Origin of the sequence: Nocardia sp. NPDC050717 (genome assembly GCF_040654275.1) — a bacterium.
Lineage (GTDB): Bacteria > Actinomycetota > Actinomycetes > Mycobacteriales > Mycobacteriaceae > Nocardia.
Genome location: NZ_JBFAHR010000001.1, coordinates 140,351 through 166,491 on the forward strand (window position 1 = coordinate 140,351; position 26,141 = coordinate 166,491).

The 26,141-nt window shown below is 70.4% G+C and carries 26 protein-coding genes and 1 riboswitch; of the genes, 11 read left to right on the top strand and 15 right to left on the bottom strand.

Annotated features, from left to right (window positions below; genetic code table 11):
• The first annotated feature begins 27 nt into the window (after window positions 1-27).
• The 5 genes from AB0H56_RS00665 (at window position 28) to AB0H56_RS00685 (ending at window position 3,573) form a co-directional block, all read left to right on the top strand.
• Entirely contained in the window at window positions 28-591 is a 564-nt protein-coding gene (locus AB0H56_RS00665; protein WP_357155884.1) for a TetR/AcrR family transcriptional regulator, read from the top strand.
• 112 nt (window positions 592-703) lie between these two features.
• Window positions 704-2,224, top strand: a complete 1,521-nt coding sequence (locus AB0H56_RS00670; RefSeq protein WP_357155886.1) for an MFS transporter — start codon at window positions 704-706, stop codon at window positions 2,222-2,224.
• A 69-nt stretch (window positions 2,225-2,293) separates the two neighbouring features.
• Complete coding sequence (locus AB0H56_RS00675; RefSeq protein ID WP_357155887.1) at window positions 2,294-2,725, top strand: SRPBCC domain-containing protein; 432 nt, start codon at window positions 2,294-2,296, stop codon at window positions 2,723-2,725.
• Window positions 2,715-3,044, top strand: a complete 330-nt coding sequence (locus tag AB0H56_RS00680; protein WP_357155889.1) for a metalloregulator ArsR/SmtB family transcription factor — start codon at window positions 2,715-2,717, stop codon at window positions 3,042-3,044. Before AB0H56_RS00675 ends, AB0H56_RS00680 begins: the two co-directional genes overlap by 11 nt.
• A 16-nt stretch (window positions 3,045-3,060) precedes the next feature.
• The gene (locus AB0H56_RS00685; protein WP_357155890.1) at window positions 3,061-3,573 is read left to right on the top strand and encodes an SRPBCC domain-containing protein; all 513 of its coding nucleotides are present in this window, start codon (window positions 3,061-3,063) and stop codon (window positions 3,571-3,573) included.
• Here the strand turns inward: AB0H56_RS00685 and AB0H56_RS00690 are convergent, their stop codons facing one another.
• Window positions 3,574-4,368, bottom strand: coding sequence for a thioesterase family protein (locus AB0H56_RS00690; RefSeq protein WP_357155892.1), 795 nt, complete (start codon window positions 4,366-4,368; stop codon window positions 3,574-3,576).
• A 176-nt stretch (window positions 4,369-4,544) separates the two neighbouring features.
• Here AB0H56_RS00690 and AB0H56_RS00695 point away from each other — a divergent pair, with 176 nt between their 5' ends.
• The gene (locus tag AB0H56_RS00695; RefSeq protein WP_357155893.1) at window positions 4,545-5,171 is read left to right on the top strand and encodes a maleylpyruvate isomerase N-terminal domain-containing protein; all 627 of its coding nucleotides are present in this window, start codon (window positions 4,545-4,547) and stop codon (window positions 5,169-5,171) included.
• A gap of 37 nt (window positions 5,172-5,208) precedes the next feature.
• On the opposite strand, the gene thiC is transcribed toward AB0H56_RS00695, so the two are convergent.
• From thiC to AB0H56_RS00730, 7 genes are all read right to left on the bottom strand, one after another.
• The gene (gene thiC, locus AB0H56_RS00700) at window positions 5,209-6,831 is read right to left on the bottom strand and encodes a phosphomethylpyrimidine synthase ThiC (RefSeq protein WP_357155895.1); all 1,623 of its coding nucleotides are present in this window, start codon (window positions 6,829-6,831) and stop codon (window positions 5,209-5,211) included.
• Window positions 6,824-6,952: riboswitch (TPP riboswitch) on the bottom strand. It overlaps the preceding gene by 8 nt.
• Window positions 6,953-7,026: 74 nt before the next feature.
• Window positions 7,027-9,291, bottom strand: coding sequence for an MMPL family transporter (locus AB0H56_RS00705; RefSeq protein WP_357155896.1), 2,265 nt, complete (start codon window positions 9,289-9,291; stop codon window positions 7,027-7,029).
• Between the two features lie 130 nt (window positions 9,292-9,421).
• Window positions 9,422-10,606, bottom strand: coding sequence for a fumarylacetoacetase (gene fahA, locus AB0H56_RS00710; protein ID WP_357155897.1), 1,185 nt, complete (start codon window positions 10,604-10,606; stop codon window positions 9,422-9,424).
• Entirely contained in the window at window positions 10,603-11,805 is a 1,203-nt protein-coding gene (locus AB0H56_RS00715; protein WP_357155899.1) for a homogentisate 1,2-dioxygenase domain-containing protein, read from the bottom strand. Before AB0H56_RS00715 ends, fahA begins: the two co-directional genes overlap by 4 nt.
• 65 nt (window positions 11,806-11,870) lie before the next feature.
• The gene (locus AB0H56_RS00720) at window positions 11,871-12,680 is read right to left on the bottom strand and encodes an exodeoxyribonuclease III (RefSeq protein WP_357155900.1); all 810 of its coding nucleotides are present in this window, start codon (window positions 12,678-12,680) and stop codon (window positions 11,871-11,873) included.
• A gap of 12 nt (window positions 12,681-12,692) precedes the next feature.
• Complete coding sequence (locus AB0H56_RS00725; protein WP_357157773.1) at window positions 12,693-13,619, bottom strand: GNAT family N-acetyltransferase; 927 nt, start codon at window positions 13,617-13,619, stop codon at window positions 12,693-12,695.
• A 138-nt stretch (window positions 13,620-13,757) separates the two neighbouring features.
• Window positions 13,758-14,348, bottom strand: a complete 591-nt coding sequence (locus AB0H56_RS00730; protein WP_280304149.1) for a peptide deformylase — start codon at window positions 14,346-14,348, stop codon at window positions 13,758-13,760.
• Between the two features lie 181 nt (window positions 14,349-14,529).
• On the opposite strand from AB0H56_RS00730, the gene AB0H56_RS00735 reads away from it, so the two are divergent.
• The 5 genes from AB0H56_RS00735 (at window position 14,530) to AB0H56_RS00755 (ending at window position 18,808) form a co-directional block, all read left to right on the top strand.
• Window positions 14,530-14,847 carry a DUF3263 domain-containing protein gene (locus AB0H56_RS00735; protein WP_110039056.1) on the top strand — a complete coding sequence of 106 codons (318 nt, stop codon included), beginning with the start codon at window positions 14,530-14,532 and terminating at the stop codon, window positions 14,845-14,847.
• A 48-nt stretch (window positions 14,848-14,895) separates the two neighbouring features.
• Window positions 14,896-15,468 carry a LytR C-terminal domain-containing protein gene (locus tag AB0H56_RS00740; protein WP_357155902.1) on the top strand — a complete coding sequence of 191 codons (573 nt, stop codon included), beginning with the start codon at window positions 14,896-14,898 and terminating at the stop codon, window positions 15,466-15,468.
• 89 nt (window positions 15,469-15,557) lie between these two features.
• Window positions 15,558-16,256, top strand: a complete 699-nt coding sequence (locus tag AB0H56_RS00745) for a superoxide dismutase family protein (protein WP_357155903.1) — start codon at window positions 15,558-15,560, stop codon at window positions 16,254-16,256.
• Between the two features lie 9 nt (window positions 16,257-16,265).
• Entirely contained in the window at window positions 16,266-17,408 is a 1,143-nt protein-coding gene (locus tag AB0H56_RS00750; protein ID WP_280222549.1) for a glutamate--cysteine ligase, read from the top strand.
• Between the two features lie 50 nt (window positions 17,409-17,458).
• On the top strand, window positions 17,459-18,808 hold the full coding sequence (locus AB0H56_RS00755) for a DUF5933 domain-containing protein (protein WP_357155905.1): 1,350 nt from the start codon (window positions 17,459-17,461) through the stop codon (window positions 18,806-18,808).
• Here the strand turns inward: AB0H56_RS00755 and mnhG are convergent.
• The 7 genes from mnhG to AB0H56_RS00790 all read right to left on the bottom strand — a co-directional run bounded on the left by mnhG (window position 18,805) and on the right by AB0H56_RS00790 (window position 26,091).
• On the bottom strand, window positions 18,805-19,134 hold the full coding sequence (mnhG, locus tag AB0H56_RS00760) for a monovalent cation/H(+) antiporter subunit G (protein WP_357155906.1): 330 nt from the start codon (window positions 19,132-19,134) through the stop codon (window positions 18,805-18,807). The genes AB0H56_RS00755 and mnhG overlap by 4 nt on opposite strands.
• Window positions 19,131-19,391, bottom strand: a complete 261-nt coding sequence (locus AB0H56_RS00765) for a monovalent cation/H+ antiporter complex subunit F (protein WP_233001074.1) — start codon at window positions 19,389-19,391, stop codon at window positions 19,131-19,133. The genes mnhG and AB0H56_RS00765 overlap by 4 nt, the downstream gene beginning before the upstream one ends.
• Window positions 19,388-19,942 carry a Na+/H+ antiporter subunit E gene (locus tag AB0H56_RS00770; protein ID WP_357155908.1) on the bottom strand — a complete coding sequence of 185 codons (555 nt, stop codon included), beginning with the start codon at window positions 19,940-19,942 and terminating at the stop codon, window positions 19,388-19,390. The genes AB0H56_RS00765 and AB0H56_RS00770 overlap by 4 nt, the downstream gene beginning before the upstream one ends.
• Complete coding sequence (locus AB0H56_RS00775) at window positions 19,939-21,534, bottom strand: Na+/H+ antiporter subunit D (RefSeq protein ID WP_357155909.1); 1,596 nt, start codon at window positions 21,532-21,534, stop codon at window positions 19,939-19,941. The genes AB0H56_RS00770 and AB0H56_RS00775 overlap by 4 nt, the downstream gene beginning before the upstream one ends.
• Window positions 21,531-21,917: a Na(+)/H(+) antiporter subunit C gene (locus AB0H56_RS00780; RefSeq protein WP_357155911.1), complete on the bottom strand. Its 387-nt coding sequence runs from the start codon at window positions 21,915-21,917 to the stop codon at window positions 21,531-21,533. Before AB0H56_RS00780 ends, AB0H56_RS00775 begins: the two co-directional genes overlap by 4 nt.
• Window positions 21,914-24,700, bottom strand: coding sequence for a Na+/H+ antiporter subunit A (locus AB0H56_RS00785; RefSeq protein WP_357155912.1), 2,787 nt, complete (start codon window positions 24,698-24,700; stop codon window positions 21,914-21,916). Before AB0H56_RS00785 ends, AB0H56_RS00780 begins: the two co-directional genes overlap by 4 nt.
• A gap of 116 nt (window positions 24,701-24,816) precedes the next feature.
• The gene (locus AB0H56_RS00790) at window positions 24,817-26,091 is read right to left on the bottom strand and encodes a hypothetical protein (RefSeq protein WP_357155913.1); all 1,275 of its coding nucleotides are present in this window, start codon (window positions 26,089-26,091) and stop codon (window positions 24,817-24,819) included.
• Window positions 26,092-26,141 lie beyond the last annotated feature (50 nt).

Below are 26,141 nucleotides of genomic sequence, written 5' to 3' on the forward strand. Positions count from 1 at the left end.
ACCTGTAGCGATCGGTACAGTCAACCCATGGCCCGTCCTCTCGACCACCGAAAACGCGCCGAACTGCTGGCAGGCGTCGTGGCGTACATCGCCGCGCACGGCCTGGCCGAGCTGTCGTTGCGTCCGCTCGCGGCCGCGCTCGGCACCAGCTCGCGCATGCTCATCTACTACTTCGGCACCAAGGAGGAACTGCTGGTCCAGGCCCTGGCCACGCAGCGGCCCGACCTCGCCGCCGTCTTCGCCGACGTACGCGAGGCCGGGCAACTCCGCGAGCGGCTGATCGGCTTCTTCGACCTGAACTCCGTCGGCGTCGAGGCCGACAGCACACGGGTGCTGCTGCAGGTGATCGGCGCCGCGTGCGCCCCCGGCTCGCCGTATCAGGACTACGCGAACGCGGCGATCGCCACCTTCGTCGCCGAGCTCGCCGCGGCGCTGCGCCGCACCGGCCTGGCCGATGACCCCGAGGTGGTCGCCACCCTGCTCGTCTCCGGCCTGCGCGGGATCATCCAGGACCGGGTGATCACCGGCGACCGCGAACGCACGGGCCGGGCCGCGCGCACCCTCATCGACGCGGTGCTGCCCGGACGCTGACGCCACCAGCGACGCTGCCGTCCGAACCGTCCGCGACTGGGTAGGTTGAGCAGCGGATCGAGTGCCACGGATCCGGAAACCGGCCAGGACCAGGAATCGGCGGTGAGGCGACATGGTGGGTGAGACGACCGAGACCTATGGTGCGATCCGCTGGGTGATGCTCGGCGTGCTGTGCGCCAGCCTGTTGCTGGTGGCGATGGACGCCACCATCCTCAATGTCGCGCTGCCCTCGCTGATCGACGATCTCCAGGTGGGCCCGCTCGAGCAGCTGTGGATCATCGACATCTACGGGCTCGTGCTCGGCGGCCTGCTCATCACCACGGGCGCGCTCGGGGACCGGGTGGGGCGAAAGCTGTTGTTCCTGAGCGGTTTCGTGCTGTTCGGCATCGCTTCGGTGATCGCGGCGACGGCGGGCAGCGCGGCCCAGCTGATCGGCGGACGTGTCCTGCTCGGCATCGGCGGCGCGATGGTGATGCCCTCGACGCTCTCGCTGATCCGCAACATCTTCACCGATCCGCGCGAGCGCACCACGGCCATCGGGATCTGGGCGGCCGTGGCCGGTGTCGGCGCGACGGTCGGGCCGATCATCGGCGGATTCCTGGTGGAGCACTTCGGCTGGGCATCGGCGTTCTGGCTCAACGTGCCGGTGGTGCTGGTGACGGTGGTGGTCGGGCTGTGGGTGCTGCCGGAATACCGCGCGCCCCAGGCGGGCGGCCTCGACTGGTTCGCGGCGGTGCTCTCGGTGGCCGGCATCGTCTGCCTGGCCTGGGGCGTCAAGCATCTCGCGAAAGGCGAAGCGGGCGTGGCCGACTGGGTGATCCTGCTGGTCGGCCTCGGCGCGCTGGCCTGGTTCACCCGGCGTCAGCTCACCGCGGCCGACCCGCTGCTCGACGTGCGGCTGTTCCGCAACGGCGCGTTCACCGCGGCCGCCGTCGCGACGCTGCTGGCGATGATGGCTATCGGCGCGGCGATGTTCCTGATCTCGCTGTGGCTGCAGTACGTCCACGGGTACAGCCCGTCGCAGGCGGGCGTGCGGATGCTGCCGGCCGCCCTCACCCTGCTCACCGCCTCGCTGCTCACCCCGATGCTGATGGACAAGCTCGGCGTGCGCACGGTGCTCGGCGTCGGCCTCGGCGCGGTGGCACTGGGCTTTCTGCTGCTCGCGGTGAGCCCGGAGCCGACGACCTATCCGGTGATCGCGCTGGTGCTGGTGTCGTTCGGGATCGGGGACGGCATGGCGGTGACCGCTGCGGCCGCCGTCCTCGTCGGCGCCGTGCCCGCGGATCGGGCCGGGCAGGCCGGTGCGGTGGAGGAGACCAACTACGAGGTCGGCGTCGGGTTCGGGGTGGCGCTGCTCGGCAGCCTGCACGCCCGGATCTTCAGTCAGCACATGGTGGGGCTGCCGGTCCCCGCCGACAAGCTGGATCAGGCGGCGGGCTCCGTCGGCGGCGCGGCGGAGGTGGCCACCGAGCTGCCCGAACCGGCCCGCACGCAACTGCTCGACGCGTCCGAGCACGCCTTCGACACCGCCCTCACCGCGACGTCCTATCTCTCCGCCGCGGCGGTGGCGGTCGTCGCGGTCGGCGCGGTGTGGCTGGTCCCGCGCGGTTTCCGGGTCACCGGCGGACATTGATCCTTGACGCAACCAGTTGGTTGCCATACTGTGAGTTGCAACCAACTGGTTGCTATTAGAGGAGGCGTCATGGGATTCCCCGATCAGATCGTGCGCACCGTCGAGCTCGCGCATCCGCCCGCCAAGGTCTGGGCGGCGATCACCACGGCCGAGGGGCTGGCGAGCTGGTTCGGCAACACCGCGGAGATCGACCTGCGGCCCGGCGGCGACATGCGGATGACCTGGAAGGAAGGGTTCTCGGCCGACATGCGGGTGGAGCGGGTCGAGGAGCCGTCGGTGTTCGGCTACACCTGGCCGATCAACGGACTGCCCGAGGAGGACCCGCGCCGCACGTATGTGGAGTTCACCCTCGAGCCCGTCGGCGAGGGCACCCGGCTGACGGTCGTGGAGACCGGCTTCGCCCAGCTCCCCGAAGACCTGCACAAGGAGGCCTTCGAAGGCAATGTCGGCGGCTGGAAGAGCGAGCTGGGCGAGCTCGTCGAGTACCTCGATGCGGCCTGACCTGGAGGCCACCGCCGAACGGGTCTTCGTCGCGCTGGCCGATCCGAGCAGGCGATCGGTCCTGGCCGTGCTCGCCGCGCGCGGGCCCGCCACCGCGACCGACCTCGCCGATCGCCTGCCCATCAGCAGGCAGGCGATCGCCAAACACCTCGCCCTGCTCGCCGAGGCGGGCCTGGTGATCGCGGAACCGGGCGAACGGCGCCGGGTGCGCTACCGGCTCGATTCCGCGCCGATGCACGTGGCACAACAATTCCTGGCTGCCCTCTCGCGGGACTGGGACAGCCCCCTCGACGCGCTCCGCCGCCACCTGGACGGCTGAGCCGGAAGGACAAGCAATGGGCACCGACGATTACACCGTGACCATCACCGTCGACAAGCCGCCGCTGGAGGTGTTCGCCGCCGTCAACGACGTGTGGGCGTGGTGGTCGGAGACCATCGAAGGCAGCACCGGAAACGTGGGCGACAGTTACCTTTTCGAGGTCCCCGGCATCCACCGCTGCACGATGACGACCACCGAGTCGGTGCCGGGCCGGCGCCTGGTGTGGCACGTGTCCGACTCCTGGCTCTCGTTCGTCACCGACACCGCCGAATGGGAGGACACCGACATCGTCTTCGACCTCACCGAGACCGCCGACGGCACCGAAATGCGTTTCACCCACCGGGGATTGGTGCCCACCGGCGAGTGCTACGAGGTGTGCACCAACGCCTGGGGCGCCTACCTCACCACCAGTCTGCGCGGCCTGCTCACCACCGGCGTCGGTGATCCGTTCCGGCGCACCAGCACCGCCGAGTCCGAGTTGCGCAAGCACGGCAACGCCGACCTCGTCGACCTGGAGGCCATCGGCTGATCAGCCGCGCGGGGCGATCAGCAGGGTCTGGGTGCTGCGGCCGAGCGGGCCGGTCTCGTCGAACAGCGCCGATTCGGCGAGGCCGATGCCGTGCGGCTGCGGGTGGGTCACCGCGTCCAGGCACACCCACTCGCCGACCGGGTACCGGTGCAGGGTGACGGTGAGATCGGTGTTGATGAACAGGTATTTCGACCAGTCGAGCACGGCGCTGACGCCGTTGCCGGAGTCGGCGGCGGCCAGGGTGCGCTCCAGCGGGCTGGGCGTGGTGCCCGCGACGATCGGGTACTTCAGCCGGATCCAGCAGACGGCGGGCCCCGGCGCGGCGAAGGAGCCGCTGGCGAAGCGGTATTCGATGCCGGTGTGGAAGCCGATCTTCTGCTCGGAGGGGAATACCGACGGCTCCTGCGCGGCCGGCATCGTCCGCTCGCCGCTCGGCAGGAACTCCGGCGGAAGGTCCAGCCGCGGCTCGGCCAGCTTGAGCCGCCACGCGTTGGCCTGCATCACCGGCCCGCGCTCGGTGGACAGCGTCGCCTGGATCAGCTCGACACTGCGCCCCGACCGCACCACCCTGGCCTCGGCGGTCAGCGGTGCCAGCGGCACGGGCCCGAGGATCTCCACCGCGACCCGGCCGACCTGGAACCCCGCGCGCGGCTCGCACCGCTCGATGACATGGCCCAGCAGCGCCGACGGCGGCCCGGCATGCTGCGCGTCCGGCGACCACGGCCCCCGGGTCAGCTCGGTCGAGACGAAGCGATTCGGATCCGCCGGGTCGGGCACGTAGAAGGCATCGGTCACGCGCTCGACGGTACCCGGCAGCCATTCCGATCAACAGCGCCTGTGCCGCCGCTCGCCCGGCCCGCGGTCGGCGCTGTGCCGTGGTTCTGTTTGCCGACATCGGTCTTCGACCGGCCCACTCCGCGCGCCGGAAGCGTGCTCTGGGGCGAGACGCGAGGTGTGGGTACGTTGGGCGTATGTCCGACAATGCGGTGGCCACGTATGTCCAGGCGGTCGAGAGTTTCCGGGAGCTTGTTCGGGAGATCGCGCAGGATCGTTGGGACGGGCCGGGATTGGGGGAGTGGGATCTGCGCGCGTTGGTCGGGCACACCTCACGGTCGCTCACCACGGTGACGACCTATCTCGCCGACCCCGCCGAGACCGAGGACATCGCCAGCCCGCAGGAGTACTACGCCTATGTGAAGTCGTATACCGCGCAGGCCGGCGGTGCGGCTGTCGTCGCTCGCGGGCGCGCCGCGGGGCTGGAACTGGGGGCCGAGCCCGCGAAGGCGGTCGACGCCCTCGCGACCGCGGCGATCGGCGCGGTCGGCGCGGTCGGTGCCGCCGAGGATCCGCTGGTCACCGTGATCGGCGGGTTGGGGATGCGCCTGCACGCCTATCTGCCGACCCGCACCTTCGAACTGGCCGTCCACGGGCTGGACATCGCCGCCGCGACCGGCATCCCCTACACCCCGCCCGACGACGTGACCGCGGAAGCCGCCGTTCTGGCCGCGCGCATCGCCGCACGCCTCGGCACGGCTGTGCCGGTGCTCACTGCCCTCACCGGCAGAACCGCTCTGCCCCCTGGCTTCTCGGTGGTCTGATGCCCGGCGCCCGCCGTGACGGCGGGCGCCGGAGTGGTCAGGAGACGACCGGGAGGTAGACCTGGTTGCCGTGGTCGGCGAATTCGGCGGACTTCTCGGCCATGCCTGCTTCGATGGCGGCCACGTCGGTGAGGCCCTGCTTCTCGGCGTATTCGCGCACGTCGGCGGAGATGCGCATGGAGCAGAACTTCGGGCCGCACATGGAGCAGAAGTGGGCGGTCTTGGCGGGCTCGGCCGGCAGCGTCTCGTCGTGGTATTCGCGGGCGGTGTCCGGGTCGAGCGAGAGCGCGAACTGGTCGTGCCAGCGGAATTCGAAACGGGCCTTGGACAATTCGTTGTCGCGGTCCTGCGCGTGCGGGTGCCCCTTGGCGAGGTCGGCGGCGTGCGCGGCGATCTTGTAGGTGATCACGCCGACCTTCACGTCATCGCGGTTGGGCAGACCGAGGTGCTCCTTGGGTGTCACGTAGCAGAGCATCGCGGTGCCGGCCTGGGCGATGATCGCGGCGCCGATCGCGGAGGTGATGTGGTCGTAGGCGGGCGCGATATCGGTGGCCAGCGGGCCGAGGGTGTAGAACGGCGCCTCCTCGCACAGCTCCTCCTCGAGCCGGACGTTCTCGACGATCTTGTGCATCGGCACGTGGCCCGGACCCTCGATCATCACCTGCACGCCATAGGATTTCGCGATCTTGGTGAGCTCGCCGAGGGTGCGCAGCTCGGCGAACTGGGCCTCGTCGTTGGCGTCGGCGATGGAGCCGGGACGTAGGCCGTCGCCGAGGGAGAAGGTCACGTCGTACTTTGCCAGGATCTCGCACAGTTCCCGGAAGTGCGTGTACAGGAACGATTCCTGATGATGCGCCAGACACCACGCCGCCATGATGGACCCACCGCGCGAGACGATGCCGGTGACGCGCTTGGCGGTGAGCGGGATGTAGCGCAGCAGCACGCCGGCGTGCACGGTCATGTAGTCCACGCCCTGCTCGCACTGCTCGATCACGGTGTCGCGGTACAACTCCCAGGTGAGCTTGGTGGGATCGCCGTTGACCTTCTCCAGCGCCTGATAGATCGGCACGGTACCGATCGGCACCGGCGAGTTGCGCAGGATCCACTCGCGGGTCTCGTGGATGTTCTTGCCCGTCGACAGGTCCATGATGGTGTCGGCGCCCCAGCGTGAGGCCCACACCATCTTCTCGACCTCCTCGGCGATCGAGGACGAGACAGCCGAGTTACCGATATTGGCGTTGATCTTCACCAGGAACTTCTTGCCGATGATGGTCGGCTCGAGCTCCGGGTGGTGGTGGTTGGCGGGGATCACCGCCCGCCCGGCGGCGACCTCGTCGCGCACCAGCTCCGGCGCGACGCCTTCGCGGGCGGCGATGAACCGCATCTCTGCGGTGACGATGCCCTGGCGAGCCCAGTGCAGCTGCGTCCGCGGGCCGTCGACCTGCGGCTTCGCCCATTCGTCGCGCAGCTTCGGCAGCCCGGCCTCGAGGTCGATCACCGCGTTCTCGTCGGTGTACGGGCCGGAGGTGTCGTAGACGTCGAAGTGCTCGCCGTTGGTGAGATTGATCCGGCGCACCGGAATGCGCAGGCCGTCGACCTCGGTGTAGTGCTTGACGCTGCCCTCGATCGGGCCGGTGGTGACAGACGTGGCTGTGCCCATGGTGTTTCCTCCCTACGCCGGCATTACCCGGTCAGGTTCATACGGTCGACGGCCCTGATCGCCCATCGAATGGGCTAGCCGTCCTCTCAGCCCGCTGGTGCGAGCCCCCGTTGGCATGTGAAATTTTCCGTCGCCGACCCTACCCCGACACGACGGCGGCCCGCCCGGGAAGTCCGGACGGGCCGCGCGCGTGACTCAGGCCGAGGTGGCCGCGGGCTCCGGCTTCACCGGCTCGGCGGACTCCGGCTCGTCGGCCTCCTTGAGCCCGAACTTGTTGTGCAGCACCACCAGTGGCTTCGGTGACCACCAGTTCCAGGTGCCCATCATCCGCATCAGCGCCGGGGCGAGCAGCCCGCGGATGACGGTCGCGTCGCTGATCACCGCCAGCGCGCAGCCGAGACCGAACAGCTTCATCATCGACACCCCCGAGGTCGCCACGCCGAGGAAGACGATGCTCATGAGCAGCGCGGCGGCGGTGAAGATGCGGCCGGTGCGCGCCACCCCCATGGCGACTGCCTCGGTGTTGCCCGCTGCCGTCTTCGGCCCGGCCAGCCATTCCTCGCGGATGCGCGAGAGCAGGAAGACCTCGTAGTCCATGGACGCGCCGAACGCCAGGCTGAACATCAGGATGGGCATGGCCAGGTTGAGCGTGCCGGTGGCGGTGAAGCCGAGCAGCCCGGACAGGTGCCCGTCCTGGAAGATCCACACCATCGCGCCGAACGTCGCCGCCAGCGACAGCATGTTGAGGATCAGCGCCTTCACCGGCAGCACCACGCTGCCGGTGAACAGGAACAGCAGCACCAGGGTGGCGAGCGCGATCAGGGCGCCGGCCAGCGGTAGCTTGCCGGTGATCGCCTCGACCGAGTCCTGGTTGAGCGCGGCCGGGCCGGTGATCAGGGCCTCGGTGGGCGCGTCGACGGCGCGGATCGCGTCGAGCTGGGCGCGCCCGGCGTCGGAGTACGGATCCAGACTGGTCGCGACCGACAGGTACGCGCCCTTGGCCGGGTCCGACATCTCCGGCACGCCCGCCGCGACCCGCAGGCCGTTGCGGTAGACCGCGGCGCTGCTCAGCACGGCGGGCACATCGGGCACCGTGGACAGCTCACGCGCGTAGGCGTCCAGCTCGGCGGGGGCGCCGCGGAACTCCGGCAGCACGACCGTCGCGCTCGCGGCCATGTCGGCGTCGAATTCGGTGCGCAGCACGTCACCGACATCGCGGCTGGCCACACCGGTGGGCAGCGAGCGGTCGTCGGGGTAGCCGAACTGGACACCGAGGAACGGCGAGCCGAGCAGCAGCAGGAACGCCGTGGTGGCCAGGGCGATGGGCAGCGGCCGCTTCATCACCGCGGTGACGAGGCGATACCAGAACGTCTCGCGCGGTTGCTTCTCCGCGCGCGGCGCGAGCCGGAACAGCCTGCGCAGCGGGGCGCGCAGATCGCCGGCGTCGATCCGGTCGCCGACCAGGATCAGCAGCGCGGGCAGCACGATCACCGCGGCGCCGGCGGCGGCCGCGACCACGGCGATGCCCGCGTAGGCGAAGGACTTGAAGAAGTACTGCGGGAACACCAGCAGCGCCGACAGCGACAGGGCCACCACCAGCGCCGAGTAGACGACCGTGCGGCCTGCGGTCCGGATCGAGCGGTGCACCGCCGCGGCCGGGGTGGCGCCCGCCGCCAGTTCCTCGCGGTACCGGCTGACGATGAACAGGCTGTAGTCGATGGCCAGCGCCAGGCCGAGCGCGGTCGTCATGTTCAGCGCGAAGATCGACACATCGGTGACCGCGGTGAGTACCCGCAGGATGCCCAGCGCGGCGGCGATCGCGAACAGGCCGATGGCGATGGGCAGCGCGGCGGCGACCAGGCTGCCGAACACCAGCGCGAGCAGCAGGCCGGTGATCGGGATCGCGACGGCCTCGGCGATCACCAGGTCCTTGCTGATCTGGGTGTTGATGTCGGAGAAGGAGGCCGCGAGGCCGCCCGGCACGATCGTCACCGGGCCGCTGTCGACCTTCAGTTCCTCGCTGAGCGCGGCCGCGCGCACGGGCAATTCCGCGTCGTCGCCCTCGATGCTGGCCATGATGAGCGCGCGCTTGCCGTCCTTGCTGCGCAGGGCCTGCTTCAGATCGGGCCGCGAGGTCCAGTACGACTGCACGCCGCTGACGATGTCGGAATGGGTGCGCAGCTGGGCGATCGCGCTCTCCGCGGCCGCACGCGCCGCCGGGGAATCGGCGCCCTCGTCCGCGGTGACGAGCAGGACGTAGTTCGGCTCGCTACCGGGGAAGTTCTCGCTGAGGTACTGGCTCGCGCGCACCGAATCGAGGTCGTCGGTGACGAACCCACCCGACTTCATGTGTGAGTGCACCGTGGCGCCGACCGCGCCACACAGGATCATCAACAACAGGGCGACCGCGACCACCAACCGTGGTCTGCCCACGGCGGCGCGGGCGATTCTCGTCAACATCGTCGGGGGCTCTCTCTAGGAAACGTCGAAAGTCACCGTATCCCGCACAGAATCTGGTCGATACCCCCTCGGGGCGGAGATGAGACGAGTAGCATCTCCGCCCCTGGGCGGATGCCGGGACGCTGTCCTCTCACCCGCGCGCGGGCAGGATCCGGCCGCTGACCGAGCCGAGGCCGATCGGCCGTCCCGCGGTTCCCGGTGCGGTCGCGGTGATGGTGACCTCGTCGCCGTCGGCGAGGAAGGACCGCTCCGCGTCGCCGATGGTGATGGGTTCGGTTCCACCCCAGGACAATTCGATGAAGGACCCGCGCTGGTCGCGTTCCGGCCCGGAGATCGTGCCGGAGGCGAACAGATCGCCGGGACGGACCGAGGCGCCGTTGGCCGTGAGATGGGCCAGCATCTGCGCGGGCGACCAGTACATCCGCGCGTAGGGCGGCCGCGTGACCACCTCGCCGTTCCAGGCCACCGCCAGCTCGATGTCGAGGCCGTGATCGTCGGCGCCGCGCAGGTAGGGCAGTGGTTCGGGGGTCTGGACCGGCAGCGGAACCCGGGCCGCGGCCAGCGCGTCCAGCGGCGTGACCCAGGCCGCGAGCGAGGTGCCGAACGATTTCCCGAGGAACGGCCCGAGCGGCTGATACTCCCAGGCCTGGATGTCGCGGGCCGACCAGTCGTTCACCAGCGCGACGCCGAACACGTGCTCGGCGAATTCGTCGACCCCGACCGGCACGCCGAGCGGCGACCCGCCGCCCACCACGAAACCGAGCTCCGCCTCGATGTCCAGCCGCCGCGACGGACCGAAATCCGGTGTCCCCGACTCGGTTCGACGCTGGCCGCACGGCCGGAGCACCGGCGTCCCGGAGACGACGACCGTCCCGGCCCTGCCGTGATAGCCCACCGGCAGATGCCGCCAATTCGGCAGCAGCGGTTCACTGTCCGGCCGGAACAGGCGGCCGAGATTGGTGGCGTGATCGATGCTCGCGTAGAAGTCGACGTAGTCGCCGATGCGCACCGGCAAGGCCAGCTCGACCGCATTGATCGGATGCACCGCCTCAATCGGCAACTCCGCCTCGGCGAGTTCGCGCAGCCGCGCGCGCACGGTGCGCCAGCGGTCGGGTCCGGCGGCGAGCAGGCCGTTGAGATCGGGCCGCGCGAAGATCGGATCACCCAGCAGCGCGACCAGATCGAGCACGGTGTCACCGAGCCGGGTGCCCACCCGGAGCTCGCCACCGGGCGGCGCGAAGACGCCGTACGGCATGTTCTCGGGCCCGAACAGCGAGTCCGGCGCGACCTCGACGCGCAGCAGCCGCCCGCTCATCGCGGCCCCGGCCCGCGACCCGACCAGGTCCAGGCATAGGCCGGATCCTCGCAGGCCAGCGCACCCTCGCCGAGTTGCAGCGGCCGGAAGGTATCGACCATCACCGCCAGTTCGTCGAAGAACTCCGCGCCGATGCTGCGCTCGTAGGCGCCGGGTTGCGGGCCGTGCGCGTAGCCGCCGGGATGCACCGACACCGAACCCTGCGCGATCCCGGAACCCTTGCGCGCCTCGTAGTTTCCGCTGCAGTAGAACATGATCTCGTCGGAGTCCACGTTCGAGTGGTAGTACGGCACCGGGATCGACAGCGGGTGATAATCCACCTTGCGCGGGACGAAATTGCAGATCACGAAGTTGTTCGCCTCGAAGGCCTGATGCACCGGCGGTGGCTGGTGCACCCGGCCGGTGAGCGGCTCGAAGTCGGCGATGTTGAAGGTGTACGGATACAAGCAGCCGTCCCAGCCGACCACGTCGAACGGATGCGTCGCGTAGATCATCCTGGTGCCGACCACCTCGGCGCCGGGCCGGTGCTTCACCAGCACCTCCACCTCGGTGCCCTCGGCGAGCAACGGCGTGGCCGGGCCGTGCAGATCACGCTCGCAGTACGGCGAATTCTCCAGCAGCTGACCGAATTTGGAGAGATACCGCTTGGGCGGCGTGATGTGGCTGGACGCCTCGATCACGTACGCGCGCAACGGTTCCTCGCCCGTGGGCAGCCAGCGATGGGTGGTGGCCCGCGGCATGATCACCTGATCGCCCTGCCGCACCGGCAGCGTGCCGAACACGCTCTCCACCACGGCCGCACCGGATTCCACGTACACCAGCTCGTCGCCGATGGCATTGCGGTACAGGGGCGAGGCGCCCTTGGCGACGACGTAGGAGATCCGCACGTCGGGGTTGCCGAGCAGGAGCCTGCGCCCGGTCACCGGATCGGCCGCGGCCGGGGTGTCACCGGGGAACAGCTCGGGCAGGCGCAGATGCCGGTGGTGCAGTGGATGATTCGGCGTGAGCGTCTGGTCGGGCAGTTCCCAGACCGTCGCGTCGACAATGGCCGGTGGCATGCCGCGGTGATAGAGCAGCGAGGAATCGCCGGAGAACCCCTCCTCGCCCATCAGCTCCTCGTAGTAGAGCTGCCCGTGCTCGTCCCGATGTTGCGTATGCCGCTTCGGGGGCACATTCCCCACCTGCCGATAGAACGCCACAACCACACCTCCCGCTACGTCGCAGGCCGGATGGACCTGCTTCCACGGTACCGCCGACGGCGTGGTCAGTCGGTGAACTCCGCGATGACCGGGGCGTGGTCGCTGGCGCCCTTGCCCTTGCGTTCCTCGCGGTCGATGGACGCGTCCTTGACCTGGTCGGCGAGGGCGGGAGAGGCGAGGACGAAGTCGATGCGCATGCCCTCCTTGCGGGGGAAGCGCAGCTGGGTGTAGTCCCAGTAGGTGAAGGCGCCCGGGGTGAACGGGCGGACCACGTCGCGCAGGCCGGTGTCGAGCATCGCCTGGAAGGCGGCGCGCTCGGGGCCGGAGGTGTGGGTCTTGCCCGCGAAGAACGCCGGCGACCACACGTCCTCGTCGGTGGGGGCGATGTTCCAGTCGCCGACCAGCGCGATCTTGGCGGCCGGGTCCTGCGCCAGCCAGCGCGCGGTGCTGTCGCGCAGGGTCGACAGCCAGCTCAGCTTGTAGGCGTAGTGCGGGTCGTTCAGCGACCGGCCGTTGGGCACGTACAGGCTCCACACCCTGACCCCGCCGCAGGTGGCGCCGAGCGCCCTGGCCTCCACGACCGGCGTCTCGATCAGCGAATCGCCCGCGTTCTTGTCGAAACCGGGCTGATCCGGGAACCCGATCTCGACATCGGTGAGGCCGACCCTGGACACGATGGCCACGCCGTTCCACTGGTTGAGGCCCACGTGGGCGACCTCGTAGCCCGCCTCGTCGAACCGCTCGTACGGGAACTGGTCGTCACGGCACTTGGTCTCCTGCAGCGCCAGCACATCGATGTCGTGGCGGTCCAGGAAGGCGATCACCCGGTCGACGCGGGAGCGCACCGAGTTGACGTTCCAGGTGGCGAGACGCAACGGAGGTCCTTTCTAGACCGCGCTCGGCGGCGCGGCGTAGCGGTAGCTGTGGTGTTCGAGGAAACCGAGCTCGCGGTACAGCGCGAGACCGGCGGCATTACCCACCTCCACCTGCACGTAGGCGTGGGTGGCGCCGTGCTCGGCGCCCCAGCGGATCAGCTCGGCGCACAGCAGTGCGGCCAGTCCGTTGCGGCGGTGCGCGGTCGCGACCGCGACACAGGTCAGGCCGACCCAGCGGCGGCCGTCGGGCGCCGTGGTCACCGCGCCGCGGCCGATGGCCAGCGGGTCGGGCACGCCGAGCGAGGCGAAGCCGAGCGTGCCGTCCAGGACGGCGCCGAGCACGGTCCGGTCCGGCTCGCGCACACCGGGATCCAGCGGGATCTCGCCGCGGTAGCGGTGCACGGCCAGCCAGCCGTCGTCGGGTTCGGCCGCGATGCGCACCATCGACGGGCCCTGCGGCAGAACGAGATTGGTGATGTCGAGGCCGAGCACGACCGTCTCGTTCCAGGTGCTCCAGCCGGGCGGCACCGGGGCGAGCCGATCGGGCAGCTGCAACAGCAGCGGTAGTCCGCGCTCGGTGTACCAGTCCGCGATGCGGTGCATGGTGTCGATCGAAAGCACGGCGGGTGCGCCGGACTCGCCGAGCGGCACGGCGGAATTCGCGCGGCCGGTGTACCCGTTACCCGCGCGGGCCAGCCAGCCGTCGATCCACAGGTGCTCGGCACCCGGCCACGCGCCCGCCGCCGCCGTTTCCAGCGAGCGTATTTCCTTGGTGCGAATCGGCCTCGGCCCCAAAGCTTTCAGCGCGACGACGCGGTCCGGTGCCACCGAGACCAGCTCGCCCTCGGCGGTGCGCACCGACGGCGGATCCACCGAGACCAGCTCACCGATCACATCGGTGAGCGGCTGGGGATAACCCTCCGGCAGTTGGTACCGCATCACCACGCGGCGGCCGAGGGGGATCACAGTTCTCGGCCGCCTCGATCTGGACTGACCAGAGGGTGCGACGAAGGAGTGCCCGGCGGGAGGGAAGATCGAGGGAACAGGCCGAGAACTTGCGGCGCCAGCCGCCGTGATTCAGTCGTCATGGCCGAACGGGTCGGGCACGGTGCCCGGGATCCAGCTCAGACCCGGTGTGCCCCAACCGTTGCGCTTGATCGCCTTCTTCGCCGCGCGGGCGTTGCGGCCGATCAGTACGTCGACGTAGAGGAAGCCGTCGAGGTGGCCCACCTCGTGCTGCAGCATGCGGGCGAAGAAACCGGTGCCCTCGATGTCGACCGGCTCGCCGTGCTCGTCGGTGCCGGTGACCCTGGCCCAGTCGGCCCGGCCGGTCGGGAACTGCTCGCCCGGCACGGACAGGCAGCCCTCCTCGTCGTCATCGGGGTCGGGCATGGTCTCCGGGATCGCGGAGGTCTCCAGCACGGGGTTGATCACCGTGCCCTTGCGGCGCACCGGCTTGCCCGCGGCGTCGACATCGGGGCAGTCGTAGACGAACAGCCGCTTGCCGACGCCGACCTGGTTGGCCGCCAGGCCGACACCCTTGGACTCGGCGAGGGTGTCGTACATGTCCGCGATCAGCTCGGCCAGCTCGGCCGGCGTCTCCGTCACCGGTGCGGTGGGGGTGTGGAGGACGGGGTCGCCGACGATCACGATCGGGAGAATTGCCATGGCCGCCATTATCGCCGGACCCGCGCGCCGGGCAGCGGCGACCCCTGTGGCCGACACGACACCTACTGGCCTGTAGCCAACACGCCGAGACATGGCTCCTACGATCCGCCGCACCCGTGGTTCAATGATCCGCGACGTGCAAGCGTCATTTTCATCTCGTGATACTCGGCGAGGGAGCAAGATGGACGGCGCAGCAGCTCGCAACATCGAAGCTGGGAATTCGCACGACGCGACCATCGACGAGCCCGGCGGCCTGAGTCGCCGTGAGCTCGAGATCCTCGACTTCGAACGAAAATGGTGGAAGTACGCGGGCGCCAAGGAAGACGCGATCCGTGAACTGTTCGCCATGTCGGCCACCAGGTACTACCAGGTGCTCAACGCGGTCGTCGACAAGGAAGAAGCGCTGGCGGCCGACCCGATGCTGGTCAAACGCCTGCGCAGGCTGCGGGCCAGCAGGCAGAAGGCTCGCGCGGCCCGCCGACTCGGTTTCCAGGTCTGACACGCACATGAGAGCCACACTCGACTCGTTGCGACTAGGGTTGCGCGGGTGAGCAACCCGAATCCCACCCCCGGCGGCCCACCGCTGCGCGCGCTGGCGATGGTGTTGATCGCGCTGGCCATCGTCTTCGCCGGCCTGGGTGCGATGTCGCTGTCGAACTCCGGCGCCGAGGCGTCCGACCCGGCCGAACAGACCGAGACCACCAGCTCCAGCGCGGTCGCGCAGGCACCGGCCACCACCGCCGCGCCGACCACGACCAGCGCCGCCGCGGCGCCGACCACCACGACGGTCGCGCCGACCACCACGACCACCACCGCGCCGACGACGACCACCGCGTCCGCGGGCGCCGTGGATCAGAGTGTGCCGGTACGGGTGCTGAACAACAGCCTGGTCGCCGGGCTGGCCGCGCGCACCGCGAGCCAGCTGACCTCCTCGGGCTGGAGCAACGTCAGCACCGGCAACTACTCCGGCGCGAATCTCACCGCGACGACGGTGTTCTACGGCGGCGGCGCGGGCGACAAGGCCGCGGCCACCGAGATCGCCGCGGAGCTCGGCGCGACGGTCGCGCCGAAGACCGGTGACACCTCGCCGGGCGTCGTCGTCGTGCTGACCGGCAGCTGACAGCGGGCGCGGCACGCCGTGCCGTGCGCGGTGAACGCGCTGTGGCATCATCTTGAGCGGTACAGCCCCTGCACTGAAGGAGTTCCCTGATGGCCACGTCGACAACCCGTCGCCCGTCCTGGCGCACCGTCACCCCGGTGCTCGCGGTTGCCGTGTTCGGACTCGCTGCGTGCACCAACAGCCAGGAGTCGAGTGACGTCAAGGGGACCACGCCGCCGGTGTGGACCAGCTCGCCCGCGCCCGGTGGCGAAGGCCACGGTGGCAGCGGCGGCCACGGCGCGCCGACCACCGCCGACAGCCACGGCGGCAGTGGCGATCACGGTACCCCGGCGGCCGGCGGCCTGAAGGCGGAACTGAAGAACGGCTCCGGCGGCGGCGTCGGCACCGCGACCATCGTGTCCGAGGGCGGTCACCTGGTCGTCACCGTCGAGGCGCACGGCCTGACCCCCGGCTTCCACGGCCTGCACTTCCACCAGAACGGCACCTGTGAGGGCGATTTCGCCTCGGCGGGTGGCCACCTGCAGGTCGGTGCCGCCAACGCGCACCCGGCCAGCGGTGATCTCTCCTCGCTGCAGGTCGGCGCCGACGGCACCGCCAAGCTGGTCACCACGACCGACAGCGTGACCCTGGACCAGGTCAAGGGCAAGGCGCTGATCGTGCACTCCGGCGCCGACAACTTCGGCAACATCCCGCCCCGGTACTCGCGCGAGGGCGGCACCGGCCCCGACGAGGCCACGCTGTCCACGGGCGACGCGGGTAGCCGGGTCGCCTGCGGCGTGGTCGGTTAGCGAACGCGCATGGCCGGGGCAGCCCAGTCGGTTCCGTTCCCCGGCTCGCCGCGGCCGACCATCGGTATCGAATGGGAGATCGCGCTCGTCGACAAGGTGACGCGCGATCTCTCCAACACCGCCGCCGCGGTGTTCGACGCCGTCGGTGACCGGCGTGCCCACGACGGCACGCCGCAGGTCACCAAGGAATTGCTGCGCAACACCGTCGAATTGGTGACCGGTGTGCACGACACGGTCGGCGGCGCGGTCGAGGATCTGCGCGGCACCATGGACGCGGTGCGCCGCGCGGCCGATCCGCTCGGCGTCGACCTGTTCTGCGCGGGCACCCACCCGTTCGCCCAGTGGTCGGCCCAACAGCTCACGCGCTCACCGCATTACGACGAGCTGATCGAGCGCACCCAGTGGTGGGGCCGCCAGATGCTGATCTGGGGCGTGCACGTGCACGTCGGAGTCTCGCACCGGGACAAGGTCTTTCCGATCCTGAACTCGCTGCTGCTGTCGTACCCGCATCTGCTCGCGCTCTCGGCGTCCTCGCCGATGTGGTCCGGTGACGACACCGGCTACGCCAGCAACCGGGCGCTGATGTTCCAGCAGCTGCCGACCGCCGGTCTGCCGTTCCAGTTCGAGAACTGGGGCCAGTTCGAGGGTTTCGTGCACGATCAGCTCAAAACCGGTGTGTTCGAACAGCTCGGCGGCATGCACTGGGACATCCGGCCCGCGCCCAAGTGGGGCACGATCGAGATCAGGGTGTGCGACGGGCTGTCCAGCCGGGCCGAGCTGGCCGCGGTGGCCGCGCTGATCCACTGCCTGGTCGTCGACCTCGAACGCAGGCTCGACAACGGCGAGGAACTGCCGACGCTGCCCCCGTGGCACGTGCAGGAGAACAAGTGGCGGGCCGCGCGCTACGGGCTCGACGCGATCGTGATCGTCGACGATGCCAGCAATGAGCGTTTGGTCACAGACGATCTGATGGACCTGCTCAACCGATTGGAGCCGACGGCGGCGCGCCTCGGCTGCGCCGACGAGCTGGCCGCCGTCGCCGAGATTCCCCGGCACGGTGCCTCCTACCAGCGGCAACGCCGGGTGGCCGCGCAATCGCAGGGCGATCTCGTCGCCGTGGTCGACGCCCTGGTGCGCGAGCTGGATCAGTAGCGTTCAGCTGTCCGGCGGGGTGGCGTTCACCCGCCGTTTACGATGTTTGGATGCTTGTCGAACATCCGCGTTCAGCGGCGGGGGGTGTCGCCGTCAGGGACCGCCTCCGCGATCCACGCGTGCTCGCCGCCGTCGCGGTGTCGTCGGTGCTCGTGCTGCTCATCGGGTTGCAGGTGGCGGCCTCGCTCAACGGCTTCGACGGGCCGCTGGCGAGCCTGGCCCGCGACTACATCGGCACTCCGAAATCGATGTCGGTGCCGTGGGCCGGGCTGGTGCTGGCGCTGGTCGGCGTCAACGCGCGCAGGCGGGTGTACGCGGTGTCCGCGGCGGTGGCGATCGACGCGGTGTACGCCGCGCTGCGGATGCTCGACGGCAAGCCGTTCACGGTCGGCAACGGGCCGACGATCGTCCTGACCGCGCTGGCCGTCGTCGCGGTGATGCGCTGGCAGGGGCGCGAGCGCACCGATGCGCTGAAGGCGGCCGCGCTCGGCGCGCTGCTGATCCTGGCCACCAAGGTCGGCGACGTGTGGCTGCACGTCACCTCGGCGGTGCGGCCCGCGGTGTTCGACGAATACCTGCTGCTGGCCGATCACGCCCTCGGTGATCCGTCGTGGGTGCTCGGCCGGGTGGTCGACGCGCTCGGGCCCGAGGTGTACGCGGTGCTGCACTGGGTCTACATCGAACTGCCGGTGGCGGCGATCGTCGTCGCGGTGTGGCAGTTGCGCCGGGTGGTGCCGACCGGGCAGTGGCCCTCGCACTATCTGGTGCGCACCTTCCTGGTGCTCGGGCTGGTCGGGCCCGCCTTCTACGTGCTGTTCCCGGTAGTTGGGCCGATGTTCGCCTACGGCGCCGACGGACACGGCTTCCAGGTGGGCGACTTCTGGCCGATGGCCCTGCCGCCGCTGGACCACAGCCCGGCCGCGCTGCCCTTCGACGAATTCACCCCGCGCAACTGCATGCCCTCGATGCACACCGCGTGGGCGCTGTCGCTGTTCATCCACACCCGCCGCGACGTCGACGGGACGCGCGCGCCCGCGTGGCTGCGCTGGGGCGGCGCGTTCTGGCTGGCCGCGACCGTGGCCGCGACGCTCGGTTTCGGATACCACTACGGCGTCGACCTGCTCGCGGGCGCGGTGCTGTGCCTGACGGTGGAGTCGGCGCTGCGGGCGCCCGAGCGCGGCTGGGGCGCGTTCCGCTGGCGGATGGTCGGTTTCGGCGCGGCCGTGTTCGCCGGCCTGCTGCTCTCGTACCGGTATCTCGCGGTGCCGATGGCCGAGCATCCGGTGCTCGCCGGCGCGCTGCTGATCGGGGCGGCCGCCGGTGTCGCGATCGCGTTCCACGCCACCTGGTTCGCCGCGGCGCCCGCCCGTGTCGCAGCGCCGACGGCGGTCGCCGGTTAGTCGTCGCGGTCGAATTCGTTGACCCGCAGCAGGCCGTCGCGGTGGCGCTGCTCGCGGTAGGCGGTGCGGCCGAGCAGGTGCGCGATGACGGGCGCGGTGATGAGTGTGAACAGCCCGGTGAGCACCAGCATCCACACGTTGACGTCGTGCCTGATGTCGATGCCGGTGCCGATCAGCACCAGGATCAGCCCGACGACCTGCGGTTTGGTCGCCGCGTGCATGCGGGTCAGCGTGTCGGGGAAGCGGACGATGCCCAGCGACGCGGTCAGCGCCAGCGCGCAGCCGGTGAGGATGAGCACCGCGGACACCCACTCCCAGCCGGTCATCGGTCGTCCCGCACGCGGAACCGGGAGACCGCCGCCGAGCCGAGGAAGCCGACGAGGGCCAGCGCGACGATCGCCGGGATGACGGTGGTGTCGCCGCTGTAGGCGGCCCAGACCGCGAGGCCGGAGGCCGCGATGGCCATCAGCGAGTCGATGCCGACGACCCGGTCCAGGGTGCTCGGCCCGGCCAGCACCCGATAGCTGGTGATCACGGCCGCGGCGGTGAGCAGGATGCCGGCGATGACGGCGACGACGGTCACGACAGCGCCTCCGGTTCCCGGCCGAGGCGGCGGCGTTCACTGGGTCGTTCGAAGGCGTTGATCAGCAGGTGCTCCAATCGCCGGGTGGTGGAGTAGAACTTCACCACCGACTTCTCGCTGCCCACGTCGAGCACGTGGACGTAGATGACGCAGCGCGCCCGGTCCACCTCGAGCACCATGGTGCCGGGGATGAGGTTGAAGATGTCGGTCGCCACCACCAGCACCAGGTCGGACTGGATGGCCAGGTGCACCCGCAGCACGCCGGACACCGGCGGCCCGGCGGGCCGGATCGCGAACCAGGCCACCTGCAGACTCGACTCCAGCGCGTAATACGCGCTGGTCGCGATCAACTGGAGGAACGAGAGCGGGTGGAACCGTCCCGCCACCGGAACCAGCGGCAGCGGGAGCGCGAACACAACGATCAGGGCGACGGCGACACCGGCGAGCACGTTCGCGGCGCTGAGGTCACCCCACAGCGCCACCCAGACGGCGGTGAGCCAGCCGAGCACGCTGACCCGGAGCACGTTGTCGCGGTTCACCAGTCGGCTCATCGCGCCTCCGGACCGAGCACCGAGCCGATGTAGACCGCGGGGTCGTCGAGGTCGTCGGCCGCGCGCTCGGCGATCCCGAGGATGGGCCCGGCGAACACGGTGAGCACGAGGCCCGCGACGACGAGGCCGGTGGTGGCGAGCACCATCAGCACCGGCATGCGGCCGGGGTCGGTGCGGTCCTCGTAGTACACGTCGGTCGAATCCTCGACCAGGGTGGGCGGTTTCGCCGCGGTGAGATGGCCCTCCGGCGCGTCCTCGCGCGGCCGCCAGAACGCCTTGCTCCACACCCTGGCCACGGCGTAGAGCGTGAGCAGACTCGTCACCACCGAACCGCCGACGAGCACCCAGGCCAGCACACTGCCGTCCGCGGCGCCCGCCTCCAGCAGCGCGACCTTGCCGATGAAGCCCGAGAAGGGCGGGATGCCGCCGAGATTCAGGGCGGGGACGAGGAACAGGATGGCCAGCAGCGGGCTCGCGGCGGCCAGCCCGCCGAGGCGGCGCAGCGACACCGACCCGGCCTGGCGTTCGACGAGACCGACTGCGAGGAACAGCGCCGTCTGCACCAGGATGTGGTGGGCGACGTAGAAGATCGCGCCGGTGAGCCCCGCCGTGCTGGCCAGGCCGATGCCGAACACCATGTAGCCGATGTGGCTGACAAGGGTGAACGACAGCAGCCGCCGGATGTCGTTCTGCGCGATCGCGCCGAGGATGCCGATCAGCATCGTCGCCAGGCCCGCCACCAGCAGGATGTTGTCGAAGGCGCCGTCGGGGAACCACAGGGTGTGCGTGCGGATGATCGCGTACACGCCGACCTTGGTGAGCAGGCCGGCGAACACGGCCGTCACCGGCGCGGGCGCGGTGGGGTAGGAGTCGGGCAGCCAGCTCGACAGCGGGAAGACCGCCGCCTTGATGCCGAACGCCACCAGCAGCACCGCGTAGCAGGCCGTACGCACCCCACTCGGCGTGGCCTCGAGGCGCACCGCCAGTTGCGCGAGGTTCAGCGTGCCGGTGGCGGCGTAGGTGAGCCCGATGCCGATCAGGAAGATCAGCGACGACACCATCGACACCATCACGTAGGCGATGCCGGTGCGGATGCGTGCCTCGGTGGCGCCGACGGTGAGCAGCACGAACGAGGCGGCCAGCAGGATCTCGAACGCGACGAACAGGTTGAACAGGTCGCCGGCGAGAAACGCGGCCGAGACGCCCGCGGTGAGCACGAGGTAGGTGGGCCGGTAGATCGAGGTGGGCTGGTGCTCGTCGCCGTCGGAGATGTTCTGGCCCGCACCGTAGATCGAGACGACCAGCAGCACGAACGCCGAGACCAGTAGCATCGCGGCGGAGAGCCGGTCGACCACCAGGGTGATCCCGATCGGCGAGGGCCAGCCGCCGACCTGCACCGCGGTGGTGCCGTCGCGGTCGGCCAGGTAGAGCAGGAATCCGCTGATCACCAGCACGGCCGAGAGCGCGGTCAGCGAGATGATCGCCTGGACGCGCGGCCTGCGGCCGAACACCAGCGTGCCCGCGGCGCCGAGCAGCGGGACCAGCACCGGCAGGGCGGCGAGGGCGGGCAGCAGGTCGGGGGACAGGGTCATTCTTCCGGGTCCTCCTGTTCCCTGGTGGCCGCGATCTGCTCGTCCTCGGGGTCGTTGCGCACGTCCTCGGAGGTGGTCAGCATGTACGAGCGATAGGCCAGGGCGAGCACGAAGGCGGCCAGGCCCATGGTGATCACGATGGCCGTGAGCACCATCGCCTGGGCGAGCGGATCGGCCATGCCCTCGGGGGAGGTGTCGGAGCCGCCCAGGATCGGCGGCTTGCCGTCGGGGCCGCCGCCCACGGTGAGGATCAGCAGGTTCACCGCGTTGCTGAGCAGGATCATGCCGAGCAGCATCTTCGAGACGACCCGCTCGAGCAGCAGATACACCCCGCACGCGGTGAGCGCGCCGATGACGATCAACAGGATCAGGTTGGCGCTCATCCGAGTTCCTTGTCCAAGCGGGCGCCCAGGCTGCGCAGCACATCGAGGACCAGGCCGACGACGACCAGGTACACCCCCAGATCGAAGAACAGCGCGGTGACGAGCTTGATGTCGCCGAGGACCGGCAGGGTCACCTCGATGATCGCCGAGGACAGCGGCGGGGCGCCGAGCAGCAGCGAGGCCGTCGCGGTTCCGGCGGCGAGGGTGAGTCCGGCGCCGAGCAGATGTCCCGCGTCCACGGGCAGTGCCTCGCCGAGTTCGTAGCGGCCACCGGCCAGGTAGCGCAGGGTGAGCGCGAGTCCGGCGATCAGGCCTCCGGCGAAGCCGCCGCCGGGGGCGTTGTGGCCGGAGAAGAAGAAATACACCGACAGCATCATGACGGTGGGGAAGATCAGCCTGGTCGTGATCTGCAGGACCATCGAGCGCTCGCGGCGGTCGTCGAGCCGGGCCGCGGGCAGCCAGCTCACCTTGTCGGGGTCGTAGTCCGGCGCGTCGGCGGCCCTGGGCGCGCTGCCGAAGCGGCGACTGCGGAACACCAGCGAGGCGACGCCCGTCGCGGCGACGACGAGCACCGAGATCTCGCCGAGGGTGTCCCACGCGCGGATGTCGACGAGCAGCACGTTGACCGCGTTCTTGCCCGCGCCGATCGTGTAGGCCGCGTCGGGGATGGCCGTCCAGATCGGTTCGCTGTGCCGGGCGGCGCTCGCGAACGCGGCCAGCACCGCGACCGCGACACCGACGCCGACCGCGAGCAGGGCGCGCCGCACCTTGAACGCCGTCGCCTGGTTCTCCGCGATCTCGGCCGGGAAAGCCCGCAGCACCAGCACGAAGATCACCAGCGTCAAGGTCTCGACGAGGAACTGGGTGAGGGCGAGGTCGGGCGCGCCGTGCAGCGCGAAGATCACGCCGCAGCCGTAGCCGGTCACGCCGACGACGAGCACGCTGGCCAGGCGGTTGCGCAGCACCGTCGCCGCCAGCGCCATCGCGACCATGATCGCCCCGATCGCGGCCTGCAGCGGCGAATCCCACAGGCGCAGTTCCACGCCAGTGCGGGTGCCGAACGCGAGCATGACGGTCGGCAGCACGACCAGCGTGCCGAGGATCATGGCCTGGCTGACCGGCAGCGAACCGGACTGCACGGTGCCGGTGATGCGCAGCGAGAGCTTGTCCATCGCGCGCAGGGCCGCGTCGTAGTTGCGATCGGCGTTGCCGAGGCGCGGATGCACCGGCTCGCCGATCCGGCTGCGGATCAGGAACAGCGCGACACCGGCGGCGACGACGAACACGGTGAGCACGAGCGGGCCGTTGACGCCGTGCCAGAGCGCGAGATGGGTGTCCAGGACGCCGGGCAGGGTCGCGGCGTAGGGGCTGAGCCAGCCGTCGACCGACGACGCCCCGAGTCCGCCCGCGAGCCCGGCCACCGCGAGCACCGCGGGCGGCCCGAGCAGCAGCGGACCCGGCGCGTGCCAGCGCATCGACGGATCGGGATTAGCGGTGACGCCGAACGCGCCCCAGACGAAGCGGATGCTGTAGGCCACGGTGAACGCCGACCCGATCGCCACTGCGGCCAGCATCGCCACGCGCACCGGATCAGCGAGTACGTCGGCCGACCACAGCGCGCCCAGCGCCGACTCCTTGCCGACGAATCCGAGCAGCGGCGGCAGCCCGGCCATGCTCAGCGCGGCCGTCACCGCGATCGCGCACAGCCACGGCGCCCGGCGCCCGAGCCCGGACAGCCTGCGCAGGTCCCTGGTGCCTGCGCCGTGGTCGATGATGCCGACGACCATGAACAGGCTCGCCTTGAACAGGCCGTGCGCCACCAGCAGTGCCAACCCGGCCAGTGCCGCGTCCGGGGTGCCCACCGCCATCATCGTGATGAGCAGGCCCAGCTGGCTGACGGTGCCGAAGGCCAACACCAGCTTCAGATCGTGCACCTGCATCGCCCGCCATCCGGCGAGCAGCAGCGTCGCGAGGCCGAGGGGCAGCAGCACGAGGTGCCACGGCGGGGTCTGCGCGAACGCGGGCGCGAGCCGGGCCACCAGGTAGATGCCCGCCTTCACCATCGCTGCGGCGTGCAGGTACGCGCTGACCGGTGTCGGCGCGGCCATGGCGCCGGGGAGCCAGAAGTGCAGCGGCACGATGGCCGACTTGCTGATCGCCCCGACCAGCACGAGTGCGAGGCCGACCGAGACGGCGGTGCCGTCGGGGACCGGGGCAGCGAGGATGTCGGAGAGCAGGAAGCTGTCGTAGCGCAGTCCGAGCACGACGATGCCGACCAGCATCGTCAGCCCGCCCGCGCCGGTCACCAGCAGCGCCTGGATCGCGGCCCGCCTGCTGATCGCGCGCTCGGCGTAGTGCCCGACGAGCAGGAACGACAGCACCGTCGTGATCTCCCAGAACACGAAGAGCAGCAGCGTGTTGTCGCTGGTGACCAGGCCGAACATGGCGCCGGCGAAGGCGATCAGCTCGGCGGCGAAGACCCCGAGCCTGGCCTCACCGCGGTCGAAGTAGCGGCCGCAATAGGCCAGGATCAACGCGCCGACACCGAGGACCAGCACCGACATCACCGCAGCGAGGGAATCGAAACGCAGGTCGATGTCCATCGAGATCTGCGGCGCCCACGCGGTGTGCGAGCGCACGGTCGTGCCCCAGTGCGCGAGCACCCAGCCGAGACTGCCCAGCGGGACGAGCGCGAACAGGTAGAAGGCGTTGCGCCCGAGCAGCCGGACGCCGACGGGCGCCAGGGCGGCGGCCAGCGCGTGGGCGAGGAGGACGGCGAGCACGATCCTCCTTCGTCAGCGCGAGAGCGTTCCGGTCAGGCGCCTGCGATCCTACGGGCGTCGACGGCCCGTTCCCCGGTACCGAGGCTGTCGCGTCGGCCATGTCGACGGGGGCGCGGCTATTGTTCGGCGGCCGTGGCGCGCCGCGGGGGACGGATCCGGTAGAGCAGCGCCAGCGCGAGCGCGGCGCCGATCGTGACGGCCAGTCCGGCGCAGCCCGGCAGGCTTTCCGCCGCCGGGGTACCCGCCGTCGGCCAGTCCCGATGCCGCGTGGGAATCGACCACAGAACCGACGGCAGGTACAGCGCGCCGAGGGCGAACACGGCACTGGGCAGGTACTCGTACCGGATCGACCCGGCGGTGTACCCGGCGAGACAGGCCAGCGCGACGGCGCCGATCGGCCAGGCCAGCGACCACGGCAGGTGCGGCGCGAGCGCGGCGAACACGCACAGCGTGGCGACGGCGAGCATCGCGAGCAGCGGGCTCGACCGGCGCAGCCCGGCCAGGATCGCCACCGCGCCGAGGCCGAGGACCAGGAACAGGTACCAGCCCAGCCGGGCGGCGTCACCGAGCGCGTCACCCGCCGCGGCCACCCCCACCGCGACGAGCAGCCAGGCGCCGTCGCGGCCGGGCAGCAGGGTGGCGGCGACGAACGCCGCGATGACGGTGACGGCCACCGCCACGGCGATCTGCCAGGTACTCCCGTTCCGCCCGTCCCATTCCCGCGCGAGCCATTCGGTGGCGAGCAGCACCGACACCGACAGCACGGTGGCCGCCACGATCGGGCTGATCGGCAGGTCGGCGGCCAGGCGCGGCACCGCGGGCAGCATGATCCCGTGCCGGTGCCGCAGGGCGTTGACGGCCAGCAGGACGACCGCGGTGCCGACCAGCCAGGCGGGCGTGTAGGACGCCTCCAGGCTCGAATCGGTGGCACTGAACACCCCGACGACCTCGCCGTAGACGAACACCAGCACGGTGCCGAGCATGAACCCGACCGCCGACCAGCGCCGCCGCAGCGCGACGATCCCGAGCGCGCCGAACAGCACGCCGCCGCACAGCGAGTCGAGGTAGTTCTGGCTGGTGAGCACGTCGGCCGAACGCATCATGGTGCCGATGAAGTAGTTCAGCGCCAGCGCCGCCGCCCCGCCCGCCGCGGTGAGCCAGATCAGCCCGGGCCGGGTGATCGGCCTGGCCAGCACGGCGACGACCATGGCGACGATGAGCCCGAGCGCCGCCGCGCGCGGCACGCTGTTGAGCAGGCTGGTGACGTGGAACGCCGAATGGACCTCCGACCGAGCGCCGAAGGTGAACGGCAAGAACAGCGCGATCCCCGCCGAAGCGGCCCCGGCGAAGGCCGCGACCGCGTCCAGCAGATCATCGCCGATCCGGGGCACCCTGTCGACGATACTGTGTTTGTTGGAGCGCTGGCGCGACCGCCGCTGCG

Coding starts and splice junctions, on each gene's coding strand:
- AB0H56_RS00770 (WP_357155908.1), bottom strand. CDS start 19,942: ATGAGCCGACTGGTGAACCGCGACAACGTGCTCCGGGTCAGCGTGCTC.
- thiC (WP_357155895.1), bottom strand. CDS start 6,831: ATGGGCACAGCCACGTCTGTCACCACCGGCCCGATCGAGGGCAGCGTC.
- AB0H56_RS00745 (WP_357155903.1), top strand. CDS start 15,558: ATGGCCACGTCGACAACCCGTCGCCCGTCCTGGCGCACCGTCACCCCG.
- AB0H56_RS00725 (WP_357157773.1), bottom strand. CDS start 13,619: ATGCGGTACCAACTGCCGGAGGGTTATCCCCAGCCGCTCACCGATGTG.
- mnhG (WP_357155906.1), bottom strand. CDS start 19,134: ATGACCGGCTGGGAGTGGGTGTCCGCGGTGCTCATCCTCACCGGCTGC.
- AB0H56_RS00755 (WP_357155905.1), top strand. CDS start 17,459: ATGCTTGTCGAACATCCGCGTTCAGCGGCGGGGGGTGTCGCCGTCAGG.
- AB0H56_RS00685 (WP_357155890.1), top strand. CDS start 3,061: ATGGGCACCGACGATTACACCGTGACCATCACCGTCGACAAGCCGCCG.
- AB0H56_RS00670 (WP_357155886.1), top strand. CDS start 704: ATGGTGGGTGAGACGACCGAGACCTATGGTGCGATCCGCTGGGTGATG.
- AB0H56_RS00750 (WP_280222549.1), top strand. CDS start 16,266: ATGGCCGGGGCAGCCCAGTCGGTTCCGTTCCCCGGCTCGCCGCGGCCG.
- AB0H56_RS00705 (WP_357155896.1), bottom strand. CDS start 9,291: ATGTTGACGAGAATCGCCCGCGCCGCCGTGGGCAGACCACGGTTGGTG.
- AB0H56_RS00675 (WP_357155887.1), top strand. CDS start 2,294: ATGGGATTCCCCGATCAGATCGTGCGCACCGTCGAGCTCGCGCATCCG.
- fahA (WP_357155897.1), bottom strand. CDS start 10,606: ATGAGCGGGCGGCTGCTGCGCGTCGAGGTCGCGCCGGACTCGCTGTTC.
- AB0H56_RS00680 (WP_357155889.1), top strand. CDS start 2,715: ATGCGGCCTGACCTGGAGGCCACCGCCGAACGGGTCTTCGTCGCGCTG.
- AB0H56_RS00775 (WP_357155909.1), bottom strand. CDS start 21,534: ATGACCCTGTCCCCCGACCTGCTGCCCGCCCTCGCCGCCCTGCCGGTG.
- AB0H56_RS00780 (WP_357155911.1), bottom strand. CDS start 21,917: ATGAGCGCCAACCTGATCCTGTTGATCGTCATCGGCGCGCTCACCGCG.
- AB0H56_RS00735 (WP_110039056.1), top strand. CDS start 14,530: ATGGACGGCGCAGCAGCTCGCAACATCGAAGCTGGGAATTCGCACGAC.
- AB0H56_RS00695 (WP_357155893.1), top strand. CDS start 4,545: ATGTCCGACAATGCGGTGGCCACGTATGTCCAGGCGGTCGAGAGTTTC.
- AB0H56_RS00665 (WP_357155884.1), top strand. CDS start 28: ATGGCCCGTCCTCTCGACCACCGAAAACGCGCCGAACTGCTGGCAGGC.
- AB0H56_RS00730 (WP_280304149.1), bottom strand. CDS start 14,348: ATGGCAATTCTCCCGATCGTGATCGTCGGCGACCCCGTCCTCCACACC.